This is a genomic window from Luteimonas colneyensis (assembly GCF_014836665.1).
Classification (GTDB): Bacteria; Pseudomonadota; Gammaproteobacteria; order Xanthomonadales; family Xanthomonadaceae; genus Luteimonas; species Luteimonas colneyensis.
In genome coordinates, this window is sequence record NZ_JACSQJ010000002.1 from 295,416 (window position 1) to 317,755 (window position 22,340).

A 22,340-nucleotide genomic window follows, 5' to 3' on the forward strand; every position below is an offset into this window, starting at 1 on the left:
GCGGATTTTCACGGATAGAGCAGAAGCAATTCCTGTTTGGCTTTATCCGTGTAAATCCGTGTCATCAGCGTGCATCCGTGGCAAATGCTCTTCACGTTGCTCATCTGAACAGCAGCGCGGAGAGGACGAAGTTGAACATCAGGACCAGCAGCGAGGCGTTGACGACGGCGCGGGTGGTGGCGACCGAGGTGCCTTCGATCGTCGGCTCGGCGTGGAAGCCCACGTAGGCCGCGACCAGGGCCGCGGTGCCGCCGAAGATCGCCGACTTCAGGAACGCGACCAGGAAGTCGTCGCGGAAATCGACCACGTCGCGCATGGTCTGCCAGAAGGTGCCGTTGTCCACGCCCAGTACCTGCACCGCCTCGAACCAGCTGGCCGTGAGCGCCAGGCTGACGAAGAACGCGGTCAGCAGTGGCACGCAGACCACCGCCGCCCAGAAGCGAGGCGCGACCGCCTTGGCCACCGGGTCGATGGCCATCAGGCCCAGGGCCTGGATCTGGTCGGTGGCGCGCATCAATGCGAGCTCCGCCGCGATCGAGGAGCCGGCGCGGCCGATGAACAGGAGCGCGGTCAGCACCGGCGCCAGTTCGCGGTACAGGCCCAGGCCGATCAGCACGCTGACCTGGTTGGCGGCGCCGTAGGTCTCGAGCGCGCGGTAGCCGAGCAGGGTCAGCGACAGGCCGACGAAAGCGCCGCCGACGGCGATGATCGGCAGCGAGCGCGCGCCGATCTTGTAGATCTCGCGCACGAGTTCGGCGAAGAAGTCGCGCGTCGGCTTCGAGGCGGCGAACACCGACAGCGAGAACAGGCCGGCGCGGCCAAGCGAGCGGGTGCTGGAGACGAAGGGCATCAGCGGGCCTCGGCGTCGGGGCGCGGCGCGGTGGCGACGTGGGGTGCGGCGGCTGCGTCGAGCACGTCGGCGACAACGCGCGCCGGCGCGGCGGCTTCGGCGCGTGCCAGGGCATCGCGCGCGCTGGGCTGCGCCGAGGCCGGGTCGAAGGCGATCGGGCCGTCCGGCTCGCCGCGCAGGAACTGGCGCAGCAGCGGGTCGTCGCTGGCCTCGAGCTCGGCCGGCGTGCCGGCGAAGACGATGCCGCGGTTGGCGGTCACCAGCACCTGGTCGGCGATCGGCACGGTCTCGCGCACGTGGTGGCTGACGATGATGCTGGTCATGCCGAGCGTGGCGTTGAGGCGCGCGATCAGCGACATGATCACGCCGGACGCGATCGGGTCGAGGCCGGTCAGCGGCTCGTCGTAGAGCATCAGCGGCGGATCGAGCGCGATCGCGCGCGCCAGCGCCACGCGCCGCGCCATGCCGCCGGACAGCTCGCGCGGGTACAGGTCGGCGGCGGTGCGCAGGCCCACGGCGTGCAGCTTCATCAGCACCAGCTGCTCGATCACCGGGGTCGGCAGCGTGGTGTGCGTGCGCAGCGGCAGCGCCACGTTCTCGCCGGCGGTGAGGTCGGTGAGCAGGCCGTTGCCCTGCAGCAGCACGCCGATGCCCTTGCGCAGCGCGAGCAGCTCGCGGTGGCGGCGCGGCACCGGCTGGCCGAAAACCTCGACCGTGCCGGCCGCCGGCACCAGCTCGCCGGTCAGCGCCGCGAGCAGGGTCGATTTGCCGCTGCCCGAGGGCCCGAGGATGGCGGTGATGCTGCCGCGCGGCACCTCAAGGTCGATGCCCGACAGGATCGTGCGCGCACCGCGGTCCAGGCGCACGCCGGAGAGGCGGACGGCGGGGACGTTCGATGCGGGAGGCACGGCGTGGGGCATTCTGGGATCGGGTGACAGGGCGGCAGAACCCGAGGAGCATGAGGCTCTGCCGCTGAACAGGGGCAAGACAAGCCCATTATCCCTTGCAATGCGGGTGCGGTTGCTACACGTCAGCCGGTAGAGGCTGGGACCAATCCTGAATCGCTGCTTCGAACTCATCCTTGAAGTGGTACATCAGCCGATCCAGCTCCCAGCCATTCAGACCTGCGGACCGGGCGACTCCCAGAAAGAAGTCCTCTTCTTCCGTGTAGCTCCCCAAGGACAGTCCCAGAGCCGACAAGATCGATTTGATGCGGGCATCCACCGCGATACTGTCCCGGAAATCCTCGTGGTAGACATCCATCATGATGTTCCGCGCGTACTTCGGCCCAATCCCGGGAAACTGCTTGAGGAACCTGATTTTTGCATCGCGCCCTGGAAGAGCCAGGAGCTTGTCCCGGGCTGCGAGCGGCCCGCCAAGCATGTTGATGCGTTCGAAGCAGCCAAGAAGGAAGGCGGCCTTGCGATCTGGCATGCGGACCTTTGCCTCCCTGCAAACGGACTTCAACGTCGCCTCCCTGGCGTCCGGGGTCAGGCGGTCCAGGGCTTCGAAGGTGACACGATCGTAATTCGCCTTGTTGCCGATCAGTCCATGCCATCCGGACGATCGACCCATCGTCGCGAAACTTTGTAGGAGGAAGTGCCAGAGAAAATCCTCGCGACGCAGGTTGACGTAATCCGCCTTCAGGGCCTCAAGGTAATCAGCTTTTCCAAGCGAAATCATCTTCGCGATAGCCGCGAGCTTCTCCGACGCTTCTGTACGTGTCATCCAGTAAGTCTCTTGACAGCTTCCACGGGAGCGTGGCAGGAGCTCGGCCACGCCATTCTCAGTATCTATCCGGATCCAATCGCAGGGGTGTTCTGGCGTATCGGCAAACGTCGCATACAAGCAAACATCCGCCGCCAGCTTCCTGTTTCGATGACTCCGAGTCGATTTGAATCCAAGTGAAGTCCATCTGTCGAGCAAAAGCGCGAATCCCAGCGGGTCCATTGCGCCGTCGCGGAAAAGCTCGCCGTCGTGACAGCAGGAGCCGAAACTGGACGCTTCGCGGCGCAAGCCATGATCCTTGCGGCACCTGTCCCATCCGCCCGGATACTTGCGATCGATCACCCGGATCGGAATGATCAGGTTGTAGAACTCGAGTCGAATGGCCACCGGCGCCTCCGAAGCAACACCCGGACTGTGTGGCATTCCCGTCTCATGGTTTGCGATGTCCACCATCCACCGCTCCGGGAGGGGTAATGAAGCATGCGTCAGTGAAGTATCGCTACCGGAAAACCGTCGGCTCGGGCGGCTGGACCGGAAGCTCATGGAGCGGCAATGTGGCAGCACAGAGCGAGCAGCTCGTCATGCAGATCCTCCGTAAACGTCATCCCGGCTATGAGGTCGAATTGATCGAGATTCGATGGAAATGAGCTGAGTTCCGGCCAGGCGCGGTATCAGCGCCTGCGACCGGGCTGCGGCATCATGGCACCTGGTACGGGGGAGCAACGATGGGTCAGGGCCTGGCGGCGCATCTGCGGAAGGAATTCCGCCTCGACTGGAACGGCATCCACGGCGCATCGCACTGGGCGCGGGTGCGCTTCCACGGCGTGTCGCTGGCGCGCGGGCTGGGCCTGGACCCGCGCGTGCCGGCGCTGTTCGGCCTGGTGCACGACTCGCAGCGGCGCAATGACGACCACGATCCCGAGCACGGCCCGCGCGCGGCGGAGTACGCGCACTGGCTGTGGCGCAAGGGCGTGATCGCGCTGGATGCCGCCTCGATGGCGCTGCTGAGGGAGGCCTGCCACGGCCATAGCGACGGCCACGTGGAGGCGCATCCGCTGGTGCAGGTGTGCTGGGACGCCGACCGGCTCGACCTGGGGCGCGTGGGCATCCGCCCGGATCCGCGCTACCTGTGCACCGTGGCGGCAAAGGATCCGCGGCGCATCGCGCGCGCCTGGGCCTGGTCGACGCGATGAGCACGCCGCCCGACTTCCGCCTCTACCACTCCAACGCGCTCGAGGTGCTGGCGGGCATCCTCGCCGACCTGCTGCGCGCGCCGGTGGCGCCGGAGCGCCTGCTCGAGCCGGAGGTGGTGCTGATCCCGCAGGTGGCGATGCGGCGCTGGCTGCAGGCCACGCTGGCGGCGGCGCACGGGGTGGCGGCGAACATCGACTTCCTCACGCCGGGTGAATTCGTGGGCCGCGTGCTGGCGGCCAACCTCGGGCCGGCGCAGGACGAGCTGGACGCGGACACGCTGCACTGGCGGCTGTACGCGGCGCTGCGCGAGCCGGCGCTGCTGGAGCTGCCGGCACTGGCGGCGATCGCCGCGCACGTGGGCGGCGGCGACCCGCTGCGCGCCTGGGCGCTGGCCGGCGAGCTGGCCGCGGTGTTCGAGAAGTACCAGGCCTGGCGCCGCGACTGGCTGCTGCGCTGGGAGGCCGGCGCCGATCCGGACGATCCGCAGGCGATCCTGTGGCGGCACGTCGCGCGCGGCCGCGTGCACCGCGCGCGCCGCATCCAGGACTACCTGGACCGCTTCGAAGCGCCCGATGCGCCGCTGCCCGCGGGCATGCCGGCGCGGCTGTCGGCCTTCGCCACCCTCAACGTCTCGCCCGACGTGCTGCGCGTGGTGGCCACGCAGGCGCGCGTGGGCACGCTGCACTGCTTCGTGCCCTCGCCTTCGCAGGCCTACTGGGGCGACCTGCAGCGCATGCGCGCGGTGCCCGAGGCCGAACTGGCCACCGAGGGCGCACTGCTGGCCGGCGGCGAGAACCGGCTGCTGCAGGCCTGGGGCGCGGCCGGCGTGGACTTCATGCGCCTGGTGGGCAACTACGAGGTGGTGCACGCCTCGGCCGAACTGCGCGCGCACGCCGATCCGGCCGACGGCGGCGGCCCGCTGCGCGGCAGCCTGCTGCGGCGCATGCAGTCGGACGTGTTCCACCGCCGCGGCGAGCCGGGCGTCCCGAAGCGCGAGGCCGTGGACCGCGCTGATCCCAGCCTGCAGCTGCACGCCTGCCACACGCGACTGCGCGAACTGCAGGTGCTGCGCGACCAGCTGCGCGCGCTGTTCGACGACAAGCGCTTCGACCCGCCGCTGCAGCCGCGCGAGGTCGCGGTGCTCGCGCCGGACATCGATCCCTACCTGCCCTACCTCGGCGCGGTATTCGGCGACCGCGGCGGGGACGACGCTATCCCCTATGCGCTGGCCGACGCCAGCCCGCTTGCCAACGAACCGCTGGCCGAAGTGTTCCTGCGCCTGCTGGCGCTGCCTGTGTCGCGCTTCGGGCTGCACGAGATCCTCGACCTGCTGGCAAGCCCGGCGCTGGCCGAGGCCAACGGTCTCGACGCGCCCGCGCTGGAACGCCTGCAGGGCTGGCTGTCGGACGCGGGCGCGCGCTGGGGCCTGGACGCGCAGCACCGCACGCGCTTCGACGCGCCGGCCGATGCCGCCTACACCTGGGCCTTTGCGCTCGACCGCCTGCTGCTGGGCTATGCCAGCGGCAGCGACGCGCTGGTGCAGGCGAATGACGGACAGCTGGTCGCGCCGCTGCCGGACCTCGAAGGCGGCGCGCTGGATGCGCTCGACACCCTGCTGCGGCTGCTGCGCGTGCTTGCGCGCAACGCGGAGTTGCTGGGCGAGGCGATGCCGCCGGCGCAGTGGCGCGAGCGGCTGCTTGAGCTGCTCGATGCGCTGCTGCCGCGGCCGCCGGCGAGTGCCGCGGGCCAGCGCGCGCTCGACCGCCTGCGCACGCTGGTGGATGCCTTCGCGCGCAGTGCCGCGGAGGCCGGCTTCGACGCGCCGGTGCCGGCCGAAGCCGTGCGCGCGCACTTCGGCGCGGTGCTGGCCGAGGCCGACGTGCGCGCGCCGCTCCTCACCGGCGGCGTCAGCATCGCGCGCATGGTGCCGATGCGGCTGCTGCCGTTCCGGGTGATCTGCGTGCTGGGCATGAACGACGCCGAGTTCCCGCGCCGCGATCCCGCGCCCGGCCTCAACCGCCTCACCGCCGAACTCGGCACCGGCCGCCGCCGCGCCGGCGACCGCTCCACGCGCGATGACGACCGCTTCCTGTTCCTGCAGCTGTTCACCGCCGCGCAGGACGTGTTCTACGTCAGCTGGCAGGGCGCCGACCCGCGCGACGGCAGCCGCCGCGAACCCTCGGTGCTGGTGTCGGAGCTGATCGATGCCGCCGCGGCGCAGCACGCGGACGATGGCAAGGACGTGGGCGAGGCGCTGGTGGTGCGGCACCCGCTGCAGCCGTTCTCGCCGCAGGCCTTCGGCCCCGTCGACGAGCCGCGCCGCTTCTCCTACCACGCGCGCTGGCAGCAGGCCGCGGCCGGTGCCGCGGATCGCCGGGTGCCGCTGCCGCCGTGGTTCGAGGGCGTGCCACTCGCCGACGCCGATGCCGAACCGGAGCTTCCGATCGGCGCGCTGCGCCGCTTCCTGCTGCACCCGGCGGAAAGCCTGCTCGAGCGCATGGGCCTGCGCCTGGTGGGAGTGGAGGAGCAAGGCGACGACCTCGAGCCGCTGGCCGGCCCCGACGGCGGGCTGGAGCGCAGCATCCTGCAGCGTGCGCTGTTCGACGAGCTGCTGCAGGGTCGCGATGAGGCCGGCATCCACGCCATGCTGCGCGCGCGCGGCCTGCTGCCCTCGGGTGCGGCCGGCCGCCGGGTACTGGCCGACCAGCGCGATGCGCTCGCGCCGTGGCTGGACGCGTTCGCTGGCTGGCGCGACGACGCACAGCCGGAGTCGCTGCTGGCCGAGGTCGAGATCGACGGCGTGCGCATCCACGCCCGCATCCAGGACGTGTATCCGCAGGGCATCGCGCGCCTGCGCTTTGGCAAGCCGAACGGCCCCAGCGTGATCCGCAGCGGCCTCGACTGGCTGCTGGCGCGTGCGGCGGGCATCGAGCTGCCGTTCCATGATTTCTTCGAAAGCCGCGCCGCCGGGGTCGGGCCGCATCCGCGCCCGGCGCTGTCGCGGCAGCAGGCCGTGGACGCGCTGCGCCGGCTGCTGGCGCTGCGTGCGCTGGGCCTGCGCGCGCCGCTGTCGTATGCGCCCTACAGCGCCTGGGCCTACGCCAGCGTCGACAACGACGACGACCCCGACAAGGCGGTGGAGGCGGCACGCAAGCAGTGGCACGGCGTCGGAGGGGGCTTCGCCGAAGGCCAGGGCGATGCGCTGCGCCAGGTGCTGCGCGGTCGTGACCCCTTCGCCGACGAGGCGATGCTGGTGCGCTTCGCCGACGCGGCGATGACGGTGTTCCTCGCCGTGCGCGACGGCAAGGTGTACGACGGCGTCGATCCCGCAACGCTGGCCGGCCTCGCCCGCGCCCATGACCCGGAGGAAGGCGAGTGAACGCGCCGCTCGACCCGTACGCCACCCAGCCGCTCCAGGGCGTGTTCGCCATCGAGGCCTCGGCCGGCACCGGCAAGACCTTCACCCTCGCCACGCTGCTGGCGCGGCTGGTGCTCGAGCGCGGGCTGGGCGTGGGCGGGATCCTCGCGGTGACCTTCACCGAGGCTGCGACGCAGGAGCTGCGTGCGCGCGTGCGGCAGCGGCTGGTGCTGGCGGCGGAGGTGGCCGCGGACGGCGGCGCGGAAGCCGCGGGTGCTTCCGATGCCGCCGTCGATGCAACCGACACCTCGCGCGGCGGCGCAGGCGCGCCGGCCCGCGCAGCAGGCGCGCCGCGCGTTGCCGCCAACACCTCACCCGAAGCCGTACTGATGCGCCAGCTCATCGACGCCCACCTCGCGCGCGGCGACGAGTCGCGCGATGCCCTGCGCCGCCGCCTGCGCCGTGCCGCCGATGACATCGACATGGCGGCCATCTTCACCATCCACGGCTTCTGCGCCCGCGTGCTGCGCGAGCATGCGCTGGAGAGCGGGCAGGGCTTCGACCCGCCGGAGCTGCTGGCCAGCGACGCCGAGCTGCGTTCCGCCATCGCCGCCGACCTGTGGCGCGCGCACGCGGTGGACGCCGACGCCGTGGACGACCTGCATGCGCTGTGGCCGCAGGGCCCCCACGCGCTGGCGAAGGACCTCTCGCTGCTGGTGCGTGAGCAGGTGCTGCGGCCGGAAGCCCCCGACGACTTGCCCGATCCCGGCCCGATGCTCCGCGCCGCCGCGAAGACCTTCGCCGAGGCCGCGCGCACGCACGGCGACGGCTTCCGCGTCGAGCTGCTGCGCGCCACCGAAGGCAAGCTGCTCAACGGCAACAGCTACAAGGCCGAGTGGATCCAGGACCTGTTCGACCAGCTCGCGCGCTGGTGCACGCGCGCCGACGCCGGCATCCGCTTCCACCACGACAAGCTCGGCAACCTGCACCGCGAGACGCTCATCAAGCGCACCAGCAAGGCCGGCGCCGGGCGCACGCCGGACTCGCCGCTGTGCGATGCCGTGGAGGCCTATGCGCAGGCGCTGGCCGAGGCCGACCGCCTGCGCGAAGGCCGCAAGGCCGCGCTGCTGCACCGCCTGCGCGACGACGCCCGCCGCCGGCTGGCGCGGCACAAGCAGCTGGCGCGCGTGCTCACCTTCGACGACCAGATCGACCGCGTGGCCGACGCGCTCGCCGGCCCGCACGGCGACGCCCTGGTCGAGCGCCTGCGCGCGCAGTACCGCATCGCGCTGGTGGACGAGTTCCAGGACACCGACCCGCGGCAGTGGGCGATCTTCGACCGCGTGTTCGGCGCCGACAGCCCGGAGCCGGCGCTGTTTTTGATCGGCGATCCCAAGCAGGCGATCTATGGCTTCCGCGGCGGCGACGTCGAGACCTATCTCGCCGCGCGCGCCACCGCCACCATGGCGCCGCCGCTGGCGAGCAACTTCCGCTCGCGTCCGGCGGTGCTGCGCGGCATCGAAGCGCTGTACGCCCAGGCGCAGGCCGCGCACGACGCCGCGCCCGAGGCCGTGCCGCCGCCCTTCATCGACGCGCGCATCGCCTTCCATCCCGTGCAGCCCGGCGGCGTGCGCGACGACGCCGAATACCAGCGCGACGGCCAGCCCGCGCCCGCGATCACGCTGTGGCGCGCGCTCGAGCCCGCGGCCGACGACAAGGGCAAGGTGAAGCCGCACAGCTCGCCGTACTCGCGCGAACTCGCCACCCGCGCCTGCGTCGCCGCGATCCACCGCGTGCTGACCGACGCCCGCGAAGGCCGCGCCACGATCAAGGGCCGCCCGGTGCGCCCCGGCGATATCGCCGTGCTGGTGCGCAAGCACGGCGAGGCGGTGATGATCCGCGACGCCTTGGCCACGGTCGGCATCCCGGCCGTGGCCGCCGGCAAGCAGAGCCTGTTCGCGACGCCCGAAGCGCGCGAGCTGCACACCCTGCTGCAGGCGCTGGTGCACGGCGCCGACGACCGCCGCCTGCGCGCCGCGCTCGCCACCGTGCTGGTGGGCGAGGACGCGCACGCCGTCGCCGCGCTCGATGCCGATGGCGAGCTTTTGCAGAAGAAGCAGCTCGACGCCCTTGCCTGGGGCGAACGCCTGCGTCGTGCCGGCCCGCTGGCGCTGGTGGGCGAGCTGTGCGCCCAGCATGCGCCGCGCCTGCTTGGCCTGATGGACGGCGAGCGCCGGCTGACCAACTACCTGCAGCTGGCCGAACACCTGCAGGAAGCGCAGCGCACGGCGCTTGGTCTGCATGGCCTGCTCGACTGGCTGGCGCGCGCCATCGCCGATGCCAGCGCCGACGACGAGGCCCAGCAGCTGCGCCTGGAGTCCGACGCCCGCCGCGTGCAGATCGTCACCCTGCACAAGAGCAAGGGCCTAGAGTACCCACTGGTGTTCCTGCCCTACGTGGGCATCGGCGGCAAGCCGCCGCACCACGGCGGCCGCGTGGTGGTGCACGGCGACGACGGCCGCGTGCTGCACTGGAAGCTGCAGGAAGAAAGCAGCGGCTGGAAGGACGCGCTCGCCGCGTGGGAACGCCACGAACGCGCCGAGAACGCGCGCCTGCTCTACGTCGGCCTCACCCGCACGCGCGACGCGCTGTGGCTGGCCACCGGCCGCTTCTACAACCACGCGCAGTCGCCGCTGTGGCCGATGCTGGCCGATGCCGACGCGCTGGCCGCGCGCGCGCCCGGCACCATCGCCATCGACCGCGCCACGCAACCGGCCGCGCTGCCCTGGCTGGGCGCCGACGCCCGCGAGGACGTGCCCCCGGCCCGCAGCGCCACGCGCGCGCTGGCCAGCGACTGGTGGGTCTACAGCTTCACCCAGCTCGCCAATGCCGACGGCGGCCACGACACCGCCAGCGCCGCCACCCAGCCCGCCGCCGGCGGGCGCGACGAACCCGCCGAGGACGCCGCACAAGTGGATGCCGAAGCCGAAGCCTATGACCCGCGCTTCGGCGGCGCCCGCTTCGGCGTGGTGCTGCACGACGCCTTCGAACACGCCGACTTCGCCGCCTGGCGCGGCTGGCGCCCCGGCGACAGCGCGCCCGACGGCGAGCTTGCAAAGATCACCGCCGCGCTGGGCCGCGGCGGCTACCCCGCCGACGACATCAAAGACGGCGTGGCCGTGATCACCCCGATGCTGGGCCACTGCCTCACCGCCGTGCTGCCCGAAGGCAGCGCGCTCGCGGACGTGCCCGCCGCGCAGCGCCGCCCCGAGATCGAATTCCAGTTCGCGCTCGCGCCCACGCGCGTGGACGCACTGCTCGCCCTGCTGCACCGCCACGGCGTGGTCACCGCCCGCCAGGGCTTCGGCCTGCGCCGCCGCCTGGAAGGCCTGATGACCGGCCTGATCGACCTCACCTACCTGTCTGATGGCCGCTGGTACGTGCTCGACTGGAAGTCCAACCGCCTGCCCGGCTACGGCGCGGCCGACCTGGAACAGGCCATGGCCCAGAGCGAGTACACCCTGCAGGCGCTGATTTACACCCTGGCCCTGCACCGCTGGCTGCGCTTCCGCCTGGGCGACGGCTACGACTACGCCCGCGACTTCGGTGGCGCGCGCTATCTGTTCTGCCGCGGGATCGATGCGGGCGCGGGCGATGGCCGCGGCATCGCCGCATGGCGCTTCGCGCCGGAGCTGGTGCATGCGCTCGATGCGCTGTTCGCAGGCGAAGCGAAGGAGGTGGCCGCATGAGCCTGCTGGATGCGCTGGACCGCGCACGCGCGCTGCGGCCGCTGGACGTGGCGCTGGCGCAGAGCCTGCGGCGGCTGGATCCGGAGACGCCGGACGCCGTGCTTGTGGCCGCGGCACTGGCGTCGCTGGCGGTGGCAGCAGGGCATGCGGGTTTTGATCCGGCGGAGCCGCAGCGGCTGGTGGAGGCGCCGTTCGCGTGGCCGGAGATCGGCGCGTGGCGCGCCGCGCTGGAGGCGTCGCGCTGGGTGGCGCGGCCGGAGCGTGGCGATGACGAGTCCGCGCCCTATGCGCCGCTGGTGTTCGAGCATGGGCTGGTCTACCTGCGCCGGTACCGCGAGTACGAGCGGCGGCTGGCCGAAGGACTGCGGCGGATCGGGCATGCGCCGCCGCAGCATGGGGCTGCAGGCGCGGACGCATTTCCGGCGGACATCGATGCCCTGGTGCCCGAGCCGCTCGCGCCGCTGTTCCACCAGCTGTTCCCCGATACCGCCAGCGGCGACGACGCCCAGTCCCGCGCCGCCGCCGCCGCCCTGCGCCACAGCCTGCTGCTGGTCACCGGCGGCCCCGGCACCGGCAAGACCACCACCATCACCCGCATGCTGGTGCTGCTGGCCGCCCAGGCCCGCGACGCCGGGACCCCACCGCCGCGCATCGCCCTGGCCGCCCCCACCGGCCGCGCCGCCGAGCGCATGGCCGAAAGCGTGCGCCACGCCCTGCAGGCCCTGACCGCCCTAGGCGTGGACGAAGGCCTCTGCGCCCAGCTCCCCACCGCCGGCACCACCCTGCACCGCCTGCTCGAGACCATCCCCGACAAGCCCGTGTTCCGGCGCGATGCCGACAACCCGCTGTCGTACGACGTGGTGGTGGTGGACGAGGCGTCGATGATCGACCTGCCGCTGATGGCGAAGCTGGTGGAGGCGGTGCAGGACGGGGCGCGGCTTGTCCTTCTGGGGGATCCGGACCAGTTGCCATCGGTGGAGGCGGGCGATGTGCTGGCGGGGATCCTGGGGGCGGCTTCGGAAGCAGAGCAGGGCAAGCCGTCTGTCGAGGGCGACCCCGCCGCTTTCCCTGCGCGCCACATCCATCTCACGCGTGGTTACCGGCAGAGTGCGGCGCTGGATCTGGTGCCGCTCGCTGCCGCCGTGCGCGAAGGCGACAGCGATACCGCGCTGTCACTCCTGCGCAGTGGTGAACTTTCCGGCGTGCACTTCCACGAAGGCGATGTCGACGTCTTGCAGTCGCATGGCAAACATCTGCTGGCCCACTGGACGGCGCTGGCCGAGGCGAGCGATCCCGCCGAGGCGCTCGCCCGGGCAGGCCGGCTGCGCATCCTCACCGCCGTGCGCGAAGGCCCGCAGGGCGCGCGAATCCTCAATGCGCGAATCGAGGAATTGCTGGCCGGCACCCGCCGCGGTTCTGGCCCCGCTTCAGGCGGGAGCCGCTACTTCCACGGCAGACCTCTGCTGATCACTGAAAACAGCTACCGCCATCGCCTCTTCAATGGCGATGTCGGCATCTGCCTGCGCGACGACAGCGGCACGCTGATGACGTGGTTCCCGGGCGATGACCCGCGCAATCCGCGCCCGTTCCACCCCGCGTCGCTGCCAGCGCACGACAGCGCCTTCGCCATGACGGTGCACAAGGCCCAGGGCAGCGAGTTCGACGAGGTATGGCTGGTGCTGCCTGAGCGATACAACCGCGTGCTGTCGCGGGAGCTGGTGTACACGGGGATGACGCGGGCGCGGAGCATGTTGCATGTGGCGGGGACTGCGTGCGTGATCGCGGAGGCGCTGGCGCGACATGCGGGGCGGTGGTCGGGGTTGGGGTGGCGGCTGGGCGAGTCAGCCTGGTGCAACTGATGCTGCAGATCCCGCCAGGACCCTTCTTCAGCCCTATCGGCCATCCGCCACTGTTTATGGCATTACCATCGGGACCGACAAATGGAGCACGCCGTGGCCAATCCCATCCAACGCCTCCAGGGCGCGCAGCGCCAGTTCGCCGCCGAACGCGATTGGGAGCAGTTCCACTCGCCGAAGAACCTCGCGGCGGCCCTGTCGGTCGAGGCCGCGGAACTGCTTGAGATATTTCAATGGCTTTCCGAAGAGCAGAGCACGGCACTCACGCCGAAGCAAATGGGCGCAGCTCGCGAAGAGATCGCGGACGTTTTCCTGTACCTGCTCCGAATCAGCGACAGGCTAGGCATCGATCTTGTGGCCGCGGCCGACGAAAAGCTGGCACGCAATGCCGAGAAGTACCCAGTGGACCGCGCGCGCGGCAGCATCGCCAAGTACACCGAGCTGTAAGGGGCAGCGGGGGTGATCGTTTATCAGGCCAGCAAGAGCGAGTTCGTCCGGGACACGGATGATCTCGGTATCGAGTACCGCATCGCCCAAGCCTACCTACAACGCTGCGGCCGGTACGCGCCCGATGCGGAGATGCGCGCGTGGCGTCATTCCCTGCGCCATATGGCGGACGTGCTCCGCGACGAAGGGATCCCGGTAGACGCAGGGGTGGCTGTCGAGTTCGGCATTCCGCAGACCTCCAAGCGAATCGACTTCCTCCTTTCCGGGCGGGGCGCCGATGACAGGCCGCGGGTGGTGATCATTGAACTCAAGCAGTGGTCGGAATCCAAGCTCAGCGACAAGGACGGGATCGTCATCGCAAGCCGCGGGGGCGGCACAGAGCGCGAAGGAACGCACCCGAGTTACCAGGCCTGGTCCTATGCCGCGCTCCTGGAGGGATTCAACGAAGCGGTGTACCAGGACGATGTCCAACTCAGCCCGTGCGCCTACCTTCACAACCACGGACCTGGTGGTGCCGTGGATGATGACCGGTACGTGCCCTATACGCTCAAGGCGCCGCTGTTCCTGAAAGGTCGCCCTGAGCTGGAGCGACTGCAGGCCTTCATTCGGCAGCACATCTGCAAGGGCGACATTGACTTGCTGTATCGCATCGAGAACGGGCGCATCAGGCCTTCCAAGATGCTGGCCGACAGTCTCTCGAGCATGCTCAAGGGCAACCGTGAGTTCGTGCTGATCGATGACCAGAAGCTTGTCTACGAGACCGCCTTGGCGAAGGCACGGAAAGCGTCGCCCGGCGCCAAGCAAGTTGTCATCGTGGAGGGCGGGCCGGGTACCGGCAAGTCGGTCGTCGCCGTCAACCTGCTCGTGGCGCTGACGGGCGAGGGTCTGCTGGGCAAGTACGTATCGAAGAACGCCGCACCACGCACCGTTTACCAGCAGCGACTGCAGGGGGGATTCCGGCGTTCGGTGATCGACAACCTGTTCGCCGGTTCGGGCGGCTTCATTAATGCGCCGCATGATACCTACGACGTGCTGATCGTGGACGAAGCGCATCGCCTCAACGAGAAGTCGGGCCTCTACGGAAATCTCGGAGAGAACCAAGTCAAGGAGTTGATCGGTGCGGCGAAGTGCACGGTGCTGTTCGTCGACGACGACCAGACTGTAACGCTGAGCGACGTTGGGGAGACCGCGGAGCTGGAGAGGTGGGCAACCATGCTGGGCGCAGAGGTCACCCGCATGCAGCTCGCCTCACAGTTCCGTTGCAACGGCTCCGACGGTTACCTGACATGGCTCGACGACGTACTCGGCATACGCTCGACGGCTGCGATTCCTCCTCGCCCGGAGGAATTCGACTTCCGTGTCTTCGACTCCCCCACGGCGATGCACGCAGCGGTCGAGGAGCTCAACAGGAAGAACAACAAGTCGCGGGTAGTCGCCGGGTATTGCTGGGACTGGGCCAGCAAGCGCAACCCGGACGCCGATGACATCGTCATCCCCGAGTACGGGTATGCCAGGCAATGGAACCTCGGGAGAGATGGAAGTTTATGGATCGTCGCGCCGGACTCCATCGAGCAGGTCGGCTGCATCCATACCTGTCAAGGACTGGAACTGGAGTACGTCGGGGTGATCATTGGCGCCGACCTCGTCGCGGGCGAGGCCGGCCCAGTGCCGGATGCGAAGCAGCGGTCCAAGATGGATCGGTCGATCCGGGGATGGAAGAAGATGATGAAGCAGGATCCGGTGGTCACGACGGAACGTGTGAATCGCATCATTCGCAACACCTACCGGACCCTGATGACCCGCGGCATGAAGGGTTGCTTCGTCTACTGCGTCGATCCGGCGATGGCGGATTACCTGCGTAGGAGGCTGGTGCAGCCTGGCGAGCTCCAGGAGTCCGCATCTGCGGCGATGGATCCGTAGAGCTTTGCGCCGGGCGACGCGCAGCACCCGCCCGCTCGAGCCAGCATGGCATTCCGCCGGGACTCGAGACCTACCCATGACAGTGCGCGCCGGTTGACCCGCGATATCGCACCTCAGCGCGCCCGCCGCACCCGTGCCTGCCGGCGCGCTCGGCCACGCCAGCCCAGAACACATAGCCCCGCGGCCACAGCCGCAGGGCGCCGAGGCTCCAGGTGATGGCAAGCAGGAGCAAAAAGAAGACGACAGCCATGGGAGCGACCCCTCACCGCCGCATGCACTGCTCCCACCGCTCCTGCACCCGGTTCGCGAACTACGCGGTCGTCAGCGTGCGGGTGATCTTCGGGCTCTCCAGCACGATGCCCGGCAGCACGGCGCGCGGCACAGGCATGCCTGCAGCGGCGTCGGCCAGGGCGAAGACGCGGGCGTAGAGGTCGGTCTCTTCGAAGTCGAGGTCGCGGCCCTTCTGCAGGGCGCGACGGATCTGCTCGGCATCCATGCCGATGCGGCCGCCCAGCGCGCGCACGGCGCGTTCGGTGGCGCCGGGGTTGTCGAGGTTCGCGCCGGGCATCAGCAGGTCGCCGTCCGGCGCCAGTTCGATGCCGGACGCCTTGCTCACCGCGTTCTGGAAGGCGGCGTTGCGGCTGGCATACCAGCCGGCGTTGAAATCGGCGAAGCGGTACAGCGGCGTCCCGTAGTTCGCGGGGTAGCCCAGCAGGTGACGCGTTCCGAAGTACAGGCCGCCGCGGCGGGTGAACACTTCGTGGCGGATCTCGCGCTCGATCGTGTACGGGTAGCCGCGCGCATGTTGTTCGGCGAAGTCGATGCGCACCTGCATCGGCCCGCCGGTGCGCACCGGGTTGTGGCCCGCGAAGAGCCGGCTGCCCAGCGGCACCATGCCGATGAAGTCCTCGTAGAGTTCGCTCAGCTCGCGCTCGGTACGCACGCGCTCCAGGCGCTGCGCGTAGCTGCGGCCATCGGGCGATTCCAGCCGCAGCGCGGCACTGAGCACGAAGCCCGGCACGTGCGCGGCGGCGGCGCGGCGCTCGATCTCGGCGCGGGCGATCTTCGCCAGGCCAGGCACCTCGGGATCGGCGGTGTAGGTGCTCTCCTGCTGGGTGACGGCCAGCACCGCGCACACGTTGTCGCTGCCGGGTTCGATGTCCTGCGCGGTCAGCGCGACATAGACATCGTTGGCCCAGCCCTGGCGGTCTTCCACGCTGGTCGGCAGCTTGCGCAGGATCTCCGCGCGCACCTCATCGGGGCTGCGCTGCATCTGCAACGGCGCCTGGCTGGCGCAGCCAGCAAGCAGCAGCAACAGGAGGCCACAGAGGAGTCGGGTCATGGGACGCGCAACACATCGGGCGGTGCGGCATCGTGCCATGGCGGCGATCAGGGGCTGCATGACCCACCGCTGCGTGCCGCACAATGCATGGCCCCGCACGACCAGGACATCACATGGACGCTGAAGCACTCCTCCGCGCCGCCCTTCGCGAAGCCGGCTACGGCCCCGACGCCATCGGTTCCGCGCTGCCGCGGATCATGCGCATCCTGCAGGCCGAAGACGTGCGCCTGGAGGCCGGCCGCCCGCTGTCGCGCAAGGAGCGCGAATACGTGCGCGTACAGCTGGAGATGGGCGTGGATGTGTCGGAGATCGTCGCGGGGCTGAAGCGCGCACCAGCCCGGGGCCCTTCAAAGCCCGCATGACCGCGATGTCCGCACCTTGCCCTTGCAACCCCTCGGCCGCGTACGCCGAGTGCTGCCAGCCCTTGCACGGGGGCGCGCCGGCAGAGACGGCCGAAGCCCTGATGCGTTCCCGCTACAGCGCCTACGTGCTGGGACTGCGCGACTACCTCGTGGCCACCTGGCACCCGTCTACGAAGCCGGTGCCGTTCGAACTCGACGCCACGCCGGGCCGGCGCTGGCTCGGGCTGGAAGTTAGGCGCCATGCGCAACTGGGCAACGAGTCGGCCGTGGTCGAGTTCGTTGCGCGCTACAAGCCCGGCGGCGCGCCGGCGGTGCGCCTGCACGAGATCAGCCGCTTCGAGCGGGTGGGCGGGCACTGGCTGTACGTGGACGGGGAGTTCCCGAAGTAGTCATGGGCTCCCCTTCGGCACCTCGCCATAGCGGCTGCGCAGGGTGTCGGCCAGGCTGGCGCCGGTGAGTTCGCCCAGATGGGTGTCGACCAGGCGGCCGCTGGCGTCGAAGAAGAGGGTGGTGGGCAGTGCGCGGGCGCCGGTCTCGGCCATGGTCCGGGAGTGCGGGTCGCGCAGCACGTGCTGCAGGTCGAGGCCGGTCTCTTCCAGGTAGCCCCGGATGGTGTGGAGGTCTTCACCCTGGTTCACCAGCACGAAGCTGACGCCGGGATAGGCCGCCTGCGCGCGGGCCAAGACCGGCATCTCGCGCCGGCAGGGCGGGCACCAGGTGGCCCAGAGGTTCACGACCACGGGCTGGCCGCGATAGTCCGCCAGGGCCGTGGGCTGGCCGTCGAGCGTGGCAAGCGCGCTGTCGGGCAGTGGCTGGGCGCTCTGCTGCATCCACCAGAACGCAGCACTGGCGGCGGCCCAGGCCAGCGTGCCGGCCGCGATCCCCGCCAGGACCGGGCGCCGCAGCAGGGTCGCGGCCCGCGTACGCCACGCAACGAACGCAATGCCCGCGGCCAGGCCCGCCCAGGGATTGAAGCCGCCGTCCCCGATGCGGATGACCGACACGGGGGCGATGGCGTATTCGCGCCACCAGACGAGCACATAGGCGATCCGCGCCGCCAGCAGGCCGACGAACAGGGCGTCGACCACCAGCGCGCCGGCCATGCGGTGCGAAGCATCGGGCAGCCTGCGTGCGAGCGTGCGCGCAACGCCCCAGGCCAGGAGCGCGCACAGGCCCACCACCACCACGTGCAGCGGAAAGGGCCCGACGCCGATCATGTCTCTCCGTTGCCCTGGTTGGACCCTTCAGCTTCCGGCGCGATGGCATGCATCACCTCGCCCTCGGCGTTCAGGAACTCGATGGCGCCGAAGCCTTCCTCGGTCACCGTCAGACGCAGCCGCTGGCGATCGTTCCTGTCCGAGAGCGCGACGACAGGGGTGCCGTCCGCGGCCACCGACAACTGCATGCGGGTCGGCGTGCGCACGCCGGGCACCAGGGCGTCGCCGAGCGCGGGCTCGCGGACCAGGGGCGGGGCCTGGTTGATGACGAAGCTGACGGCGCCGTCGGGCGACACGCGCCAGCCGACGGCGTCCATTGCGGGATGGTCCAGCGCCAGGACCGCCATGCCGCCTTCGACGTCGGCCGTGCCGAAGCCGCCGCGCTCGCTTCCCTTGTCGTCGTAGAGGATCAGTCCGGCGACGTTGAATGCGCGCTTGTACTGGATCCCGTCGATGATCGGCGGCGGCGTGGCGCCGGCCAGCGTCATGCGGATGGTGCCGTCGGCGTCGACGATGTCGATGCGGCGCGCGGTGATGCGATCGTGGTCCGGCGCTTCGATCTTCGTTTCCGGCGTCCGGGTTTCGATGATCCGCTCCAGCGCCTGCAACGAGGGGCGCTCCGGCGCGGTCTGCGCCGACGCGGCAGGCGGCAGGGTCGCGATGGCGGAAATGCAGACGCACAGGGCGTGCGCGTACGGCGGTCGGGTCATTCCGGTGTCCTCCTGGGCGATGACGTGGATGGAAGCGGCCGGTGTGTCATCAGGCCGGTCCCTCGGAAGCGCGCGCCTCGCGGGAGCGCGGCTCCGGGCGATCTCCTGCGGCCGCGCCGAGCTTGCCCGCGATCCGCTCGATATCCCGCAGATCCCGGGCATCGAGCAGGTCGGCGAAGTGGTGGCGGACGGACGCGAGGTGCGTCTGCGCTGCCGCGCGCAGTGCGTTGCGGCCCGGGCGGCCGAGGATCAGCAGGCAGCCGCGCCCGTCGGAAGGATCGGCGGCACGCTCGATCAGGCCCCGGCTCTCCATGCGCGAGGCATGGCGCGAGAGCCGGCTGCGTGACCAGCCCATCTTTGCGGCCTGCGCATGCAGGGTGCTCGTGGTGTCCGGACGCTCGACCAGGGTGCTGAGGACTTCGTAGTCCGCTTCGGACAGGCCGGTTTCGGCCAGCGCCTGGCCGATCTGCGCGCGTACGTGGATGGCCATGCGCCGGAATGCGCGCCAGGCTTGTTCCTCGGCCGGGCTGAGCCAGTCGCGAGTCGCCGTCATCTTTTTCGTTGACATGTCATCGACTTTGCACCAGTGTTGTTTACATGTCAACGAACAAGCTCCGCATCATGGTGCTGGTCTGCAGCACACGCCCCGGCGCCTTGGCCCCGGCCGTCGGCGACTGGTTCCTGCGTGCGGCGTCGGCGCGGTCAGAGGTGTCGGACGCTCAACTCACGGTCGTTTCACTTGCCGAGCTGGCCCTGCCCTTCCTGGACGAAGCCGCGCATCCGGCCGCCGGCGACTATCAGCACCCGCATTCCCGGGCCTGGAGTGCGCTGGTGGACAACGCGGATGGCTTCATCTTCGTCACGCCCGAGTACAACCACGGCATGCCGGCCGTGCTCAAGAACGCGCTCGACTACCTCGGCCGCGAGTGGGCGTGGAAGCCCGTCGGCTTCGTCAGCTACGGGCACACGTCCGCCGGGACGCGAGCGGCACAACACGCCCGGCCGGTCCTGGCGGCGCTTCGGCTCGTTCCGACCGGAGCGACGGTGGCGCTCCGGATCGGCGATGACATCGTGGATGGCGAGGTCCGGCACGACGCGCGGCTGGACGGACTCGCGTCGCGGCTCCTGGAGGAAGTCGTCAGGCTCGGACACGCGCTCCGGCCCATGCGCGAGCCGCTGGATGGGTCGGCCCGGGCGGGACCGGTGGCAGGCAGCTACGCACGACGCCTCACGGCGGCGGATGCGGCCGATGTCATCGTCCTCCAGCGCTGCTGCTGGGTGGACGAGGCCCTCGCCAACCAGACCCTCGACATCCCGGCACTGCACGAGAGTCCCGACGACGTGCGGGACTGGCTGGATCAATGGTGGGCCGTGGGGCTGTGGCGCGACGGCAGGCTGCTCGGCATGGTCCGTGCACGCCGCGATGGCGCGTCCTGGCACATCGGTCGACTGGCCGTGGCGCCGCACATGCGCGGAGCCGGCATCGGACGCTGGCTGTTGGAACTCGCCGAGCGCGAGGCCGATGCCGGCTGCACCATGGCGGCACTGGAGACCGGCGCGCGAAGCGTGCGGAACATCCGCATGTACGTGAGCGAAGGCTTCGAGCGTCTTCCGGAACGCGACACACCTGAGGTCGTCCATCTGGTCAAGCCGTTGCGGAAGCCCGTTGGCGCGACTTCCCGAAGTGGATGACGGTCCCGCGACGGGTTTAGGCTTGGGGGCATGGCCCTCCGCGCGCCCGCCCGAGTCCGCTTCAAGGCACGCCTCCTGTGCCCGGCGAAGCCCGCCGACGCCGACTGGGCCTTCCTCGTCCTTCCGCAGGCCGCCAGCAACAGATTGCCGGCGCGCAGCCAGGTATCGGTGGATGGCACGTTCGGCACAGTGCCCTTCCAGGCCACGCTGGAGCCGGACGGGCAAGGCAGCCACTGGCTGAGGGTCGGGAAGTCGCTGCTGGATGCGGCCGGTGTCGTGGCCGGGGACACGGTGGCGCTGAACGTGGCGCATGTTGCGGAAGAGCCCGAGCCGGACGTACCGCCGGACCTTCGCGAGGCGCTCGATGCCAACCCGGCCGCCAGCGCCACCTGGGACGACATCACGCCGCTGGCCCGCCGCGACTGGATCCAGTGGATGACCTCGGGCAGGAAGGCGGAGACGCGGGTGAAGCGCATCGCGAGTGGCTGCGACATGCTGTCCTCGGGCAAGCGGCGCGCGTGTTGCTTCGATCGCTCCGGGATGTACAGCCGCGGCAAGCTGGGCCCGCCTGAAGCCGCCGGATAGCGGCCTGGATGGCCGCGGCTCAGCGCCCCGCCCGCAGCGTCGCGCCCGCGGCCACGCATGATTCATCACCGATCCCCAACCATGGACGCCATGGACACCTCAGGCTACGAACTCCTCCATCACGAAGGCGAGACCCCCATCAAGGGCTGGGTCCGCGGCGTGCCGCTGGAAGACCAGGCCCACGCGCAGCTGCGCAACATCGCCAGCCTGCCCTTCGTCGGGCCGTGGGTGGCGGTGATGCCGGACGTGCACCTGGGCATCGGCGCGACGGTCGGTTCGGTGGTGCCGACGCAGGGCGCGATCATCCCGGCCGCGGTCGGCGTGGACATCGGCTGCGGCATGGCCGCGGTGCGCACCACGCTCAATGCCCGCGACCTGCCGGACTCGCTGGCGCGCCTGCGCTTGGCGATCGAGCGGGCGATCCCGGTCGGCAACGGTCCGCAGGGCGAGCACCGCAAGGCGCCCGATAGCATCGAAACCGCGTTGGGCAGCTCCGGACTGTGGCAGCGGCTCGAACGCATCAAGGCCAAGCATCCGCGCATCCGCCTCGACAAGGTGGAGAAGCAGCTGGGCACGCTCGGCGGAGGCAACCATTTCATCGAGGTCTGCCTCGATGAGAGCGAGGCGGTGTGGGTGATGCTGCACTCGGGCTCGCGCGGCACCGGCAACCTGATCGGCACGTACTTCATCCAGCGGGCGCGCGAGGAGCTGGGCAAGCGCGTGCTCGGCTACCACGTGCCCGACCGGGACCTGGCCTTCTTCATGGAGGGCGAGGAACTCTTCGACGACTACGTCGAAGCCGTGGGCTGGGCGCAGGACTACGCCCGCGCCAACCGCGAGGCGATGATGCAGCGCGTGCTGCACGCGATGCGCGCGGAGCTGCCAAAGTTCAAGCTGCAGGCGATGGCCGTGAACTGCCACCACAACTACGTGCAGAAGGAGACGCACGCCGGCCGCGAGGTGTACGTGACCCGTAAGGGCGCGGTGCGCGCGGGCCGGGACGAGCTCGGCATCATCCCTGGCAGCATGGGCGCGAAGAGCTTCATCGTGCGCGGGCTGGGCAACGCCGACAGCCTGGAGAGCTGCAGCCACGGCGCCGGCCGGGTGATGAGCCGCACGGCGGCGCGCAACAGCATCACGCTCAAGCAGCACCGCGAGGCCACGGCGCACGTGGAATGCCGCAAGGACCAGGGCGTGATCGACGAGTCGCCGGCCGCGTACAAGGACATCGACGCGGTGATGGCGGCGCAGGCCGACCTGGTGGAGGTGGTGCACACGCTGCGGCAGGTGGTGTGCGTGAAGGGCTGACGGCGCGCGACGCCGGGCGTGC

18 protein-coding genes and 1 pseudogene are annotated in these 22,340 nt (G+C 70.3%); 12 read left to right on the forward strand and 7 right to left on the reverse strand.

What is annotated here, in order from left to right; translation table 11 throughout:
* Positions 1-100 precede the first annotated feature (100 nt).
* The 3 genes and pseudogenes from H9645_RS05470 to H9645_RS05480 all read right to left on the reverse strand — a co-directional run bounded on the left by H9645_RS05470 (position 101) and on the right by H9645_RS05480 (position 3,031).
* Positions 101-850: an MlaE family lipid ABC transporter permease subunit gene (locus H9645_RS05470; protein WP_191728711.1), complete on the reverse strand. Its 750-nt coding sequence runs from the start codon at positions 848-850 to the stop codon at positions 101-103.
* A gap of 137 nt (positions 851-987) precedes the next feature.
* A pseudogene (locus H9645_RS05475) lies at positions 988-1,770 on the reverse strand (ABC transporter ATP-binding protein); the annotation flags it as partial.
* 103 nt (positions 1,771-1,873) lie between these two features.
* Complete coding sequence (locus H9645_RS05480) at positions 1,874-3,031, reverse strand: HhH-GDP family DNA glycosylase (protein WP_191728713.1); 1,158 nt, start codon at positions 3,029-3,031, stop codon at positions 1,874-1,876.
* A 35-nt stretch (positions 3,032-3,066) separates the two neighbouring features.
* Here H9645_RS05480 and H9645_RS05485 point away from each other — a divergent pair, with 35 nt between their 5' ends.
* From H9645_RS05485 to H9645_RS14340, 7 genes are all read left to right on the forward strand, one after another.
* Complete coding sequence (locus H9645_RS05485) at positions 3,067-3,225, forward strand: hypothetical protein (RefSeq protein ID WP_191728714.1); 159 nt, start codon at positions 3,067-3,069, stop codon at positions 3,223-3,225.
* Positions 3,226-3,303: 78 nt separating this feature from the next.
* Positions 3,304-3,771, forward strand: coding sequence for a hypothetical protein (locus tag H9645_RS05490; protein ID WP_225218027.1), 468 nt, complete (start codon positions 3,304-3,306; stop codon positions 3,769-3,771).
* The gene (recC, locus tag H9645_RS05495) at positions 3,768-7,151 is read left to right on the forward strand and encodes an exodeoxyribonuclease V subunit gamma (RefSeq protein ID WP_191728715.1); all 3,384 of its coding nucleotides are present in this window, start codon (positions 3,768-3,770) and stop codon (positions 7,149-7,151) included. The genes H9645_RS05490 and recC overlap by 4 nt, the downstream gene beginning before the upstream one ends.
* The gene (locus H9645_RS05500) at positions 7,148-10,879 is read left to right on the forward strand and encodes a UvrD-helicase domain-containing protein (protein ID WP_191728716.1); all 3,732 of its coding nucleotides are present in this window, start codon (positions 7,148-7,150) and stop codon (positions 10,877-10,879) included. The genes recC and H9645_RS05500 overlap by 4 nt, the downstream gene beginning before the upstream one ends.
* Positions 10,876-12,738 (forward strand): exodeoxyribonuclease V subunit alpha, encoded by a 1,863-nt coding sequence (gene recD / locus H9645_RS05505; protein WP_191728717.1) that lies wholly within the window; start codon positions 10,876-10,878, stop codon positions 12,736-12,738. The genes H9645_RS05500 and recD overlap by 4 nt, the downstream gene beginning before the upstream one ends.
* A 93-nt stretch (positions 12,739-12,831) precedes the next feature.
* Complete coding sequence (locus tag H9645_RS05510; protein ID WP_425490201.1) at positions 12,832-13,182, forward strand: nucleotide pyrophosphohydrolase; 351 nt, start codon at positions 12,832-12,834, stop codon at positions 13,180-13,182.
* 12 nt (positions 13,183-13,194) lie between these two features.
* Positions 13,195-15,102 carry a DNA/RNA helicase domain-containing protein gene (locus H9645_RS14340; protein ID WP_191728719.1) on the forward strand — a complete coding sequence of 636 codons (1,908 nt, stop codon included), beginning with the start codon at positions 13,195-13,197 and terminating at the stop codon, positions 15,100-15,102.
* A gap of 310 nt (positions 15,103-15,412) precedes the next feature.
* Here the strand turns inward: H9645_RS14340 and H9645_RS05520 are convergent, their stop codons facing one another.
* Positions 15,413-16,444 carry a DUF1615 domain-containing protein gene (locus H9645_RS05520; protein WP_191728720.1) on the reverse strand — a complete coding sequence of 344 codons (1,032 nt, stop codon included), beginning with the start codon at positions 16,442-16,444 and terminating at the stop codon, positions 15,413-15,415.
* A gap of 113 nt (positions 16,445-16,557) precedes the next feature.
* On the opposite strand from H9645_RS05520, the gene H9645_RS05525 reads away from it, so the two are divergent.
* Together H9645_RS05525 and H9645_RS05530 are read left to right on the forward strand one after the other, a co-directional pair.
* Positions 16,558-16,806, forward strand: coding sequence for a polyprenyl synthetase (locus H9645_RS05525; protein ID WP_191728721.1), 249 nt, complete (start codon positions 16,558-16,560; stop codon positions 16,804-16,806).
* A 5-nt stretch (positions 16,807-16,811) separates the two neighbouring features.
* A complete protein-coding gene (locus tag H9645_RS05530) occupies positions 16,812-17,195 on the forward strand; it encodes a YchJ family protein (RefSeq protein WP_318240495.1) in 384 nt (127 codons plus the stop codon).
* Here the strand turns inward: H9645_RS05530 and H9645_RS05535 are convergent, their stop codons facing one another.
* Genes H9645_RS05535 through H9645_RS05545 form a run of 3 tightly spaced genes read right to left on the reverse strand, consistent with a single transcriptional unit; the run spans position 17,196 to position 19,223 of the window.
* Positions 17,196-18,023, reverse strand: a complete 828-nt coding sequence (locus tag H9645_RS05535; protein ID WP_191728723.1) for a TlpA disulfide reductase family protein — start codon at positions 18,021-18,023, stop codon at positions 17,196-17,198. It abuts the gene before it with no gap.
* Entirely contained in the window at positions 18,020-18,733 is a 714-nt protein-coding gene (locus tag H9645_RS05540; RefSeq protein WP_191728724.1) for a hypothetical protein, read from the reverse strand. Before H9645_RS05540 ends, H9645_RS05535 begins: the two co-directional genes overlap by 4 nt.
* A 49-nt stretch (positions 18,734-18,782) precedes the next feature.
* On the reverse strand, positions 18,783-19,223 hold the full coding sequence (locus H9645_RS05545) for a MarR family winged helix-turn-helix transcriptional regulator (RefSeq protein ID WP_225218028.1): 441 nt from the start codon (positions 19,221-19,223) through the stop codon (positions 18,783-18,785).
* A gap of 107 nt (positions 19,224-19,330) precedes the next feature.
* Between H9645_RS05545 and H9645_RS05550 the strand changes: the two genes are divergently transcribed.
* The 3 genes from H9645_RS05550 to H9645_RS05560 all read left to right on the forward strand — a co-directional run bounded on the left by H9645_RS05550 (position 19,331) and on the right by H9645_RS05560 (position 22,318).
* The gene (locus tag H9645_RS05550) at positions 19,331-20,425 is read left to right on the forward strand and encodes a bifunctional NAD(P)H-dependent oxidoreductase/GNAT family N-acetyltransferase (RefSeq protein ID WP_191728726.1); all 1,095 of its coding nucleotides are present in this window, start codon (positions 19,331-19,333) and stop codon (positions 20,423-20,425) included.
* Between the two features lie 30 nt (positions 20,426-20,455).
* Complete coding sequence (locus H9645_RS05555; RefSeq protein ID WP_191728727.1) at positions 20,456-21,010, forward strand: YdeI/OmpD-associated family protein; 555 nt, start codon at positions 20,456-20,458, stop codon at positions 21,008-21,010.
* A 90-nt stretch (positions 21,011-21,100) separates the two neighbouring features.
* A complete protein-coding gene (locus H9645_RS05560; RefSeq protein WP_191728728.1) occupies positions 21,101-22,318 on the forward strand; it encodes an RtcB family protein in 1,218 nt (405 codons plus the stop codon).
* Positions 22,319-22,340: the final 22 nt, after the last annotated feature.